A 993-nucleotide genomic window follows, 5' to 3' on the forward strand; every position below is an offset into this window, starting at 1 on the left:
CCGGGCGGCGCGGTCGAGCCGCTGCGCGAGCGGGTCGAGGCGCTCGGCCTGCAGGGCCGCCCGGCCAGCCTGCTGCTGGCCGCCGGCGACTACCAGCTGCTGCTGGTCGAGCGCCCCGAGGTGCCTCCCGCCGAACTGCGCGCCGCGGTGCGCTGGCGCATCCGCGAGCTGGTCAGCGCGCCGCTGGACAGCCTGGTGGTGGATGCCTTCGCCCTGCCCGACGACGCCTACCGCGGGCGTACGCCGATGGCCTACTGCGCCGTGCTGGCGCAGTCGCGCATGCAGGCGCTGGCCGACTGGGTGACCGGGGCCGGCCTGCGCCTGCACAGCATCGACATCCCGGAAATGGCCCTGCGCAACCTCGGCCTGCTGGCCGGTGCCGACGCGCAGAACCTCGCCGTGGTGCTGCTCGGCCCGCGTGCCGGGCTGATCTGCGTGCAGCACGGCGCCGCCCTGTACATGGCGCGGCGCATCGAGCACGGCCTCGACAACCGCGGCGAAGGCGGCGCGCAGCTGGCCCTGGAGATCCAGCGCTCGCTGGACTACTTCGAGAGCCAGCTGGGCAAGGGCTACCTCAGCCGCCTGCTGTTGCTGCCGGCGGTCGAGGCCGACGAGGCGGCGCTCGCCGAGCTGGGCCGCCAGCTGTCGGTGCGGGTCGAGCAGCTCGCCCTGGAGCAGCTGTTTCCCGGCTCGCCGCTGCTCGGCCTGCCCGCCGCGCAGCGCGCGGCCTTCCTGCCGGCGATCGGTGCCGCATTGCGCCAGGAGCGGGGCGGATGACCGATACCGGGGCCATGCAGAACATCAACCTCTACCAGCCGGCGCAGGCGGCCGTCGACGGCCGCCCCGCGCCGCGCCTGCTGGCGCTCGCCGGCCTGGCCCTGCTGCTGGCGATCGCCCTCGATGGCGGCTGGCACTACTGGCGCCTGCAGCAGCTGCAGGCCGAGGTGGACGCCGGCCGCCAGGCCGCCGAGCAGGCCGAGGCGGCGCTGGCCG

1 protein-coding gene and 1 pseudogene are annotated in these 993 nt (G+C 75.7%); both read left to right on the forward strand.

The window, feature by feature from the left end:
• A partial coding sequence (locus tag E5198_RS21720; protein ID WP_168772579.1) for an MSHA biogenesis protein MshI occupies positions 1 to 777 on the forward strand: 777 nt, incomplete at its 5' end.
• Positions 774 to 993, forward strand: a pseudogene (locus E5198_RS21230) (hypothetical protein); the annotation flags it as partial. The gene E5198_RS21720 and the pseudogene E5198_RS21230, both read left to right, overlap by 4 nt.

Source organism: Pseudomonas sp. A-1, assembly GCF_004801855.1.
Classification (GTDB): Bacteria; Pseudomonadota; Gammaproteobacteria; order Pseudomonadales; family Pseudomonadaceae; genus Geopseudomonas.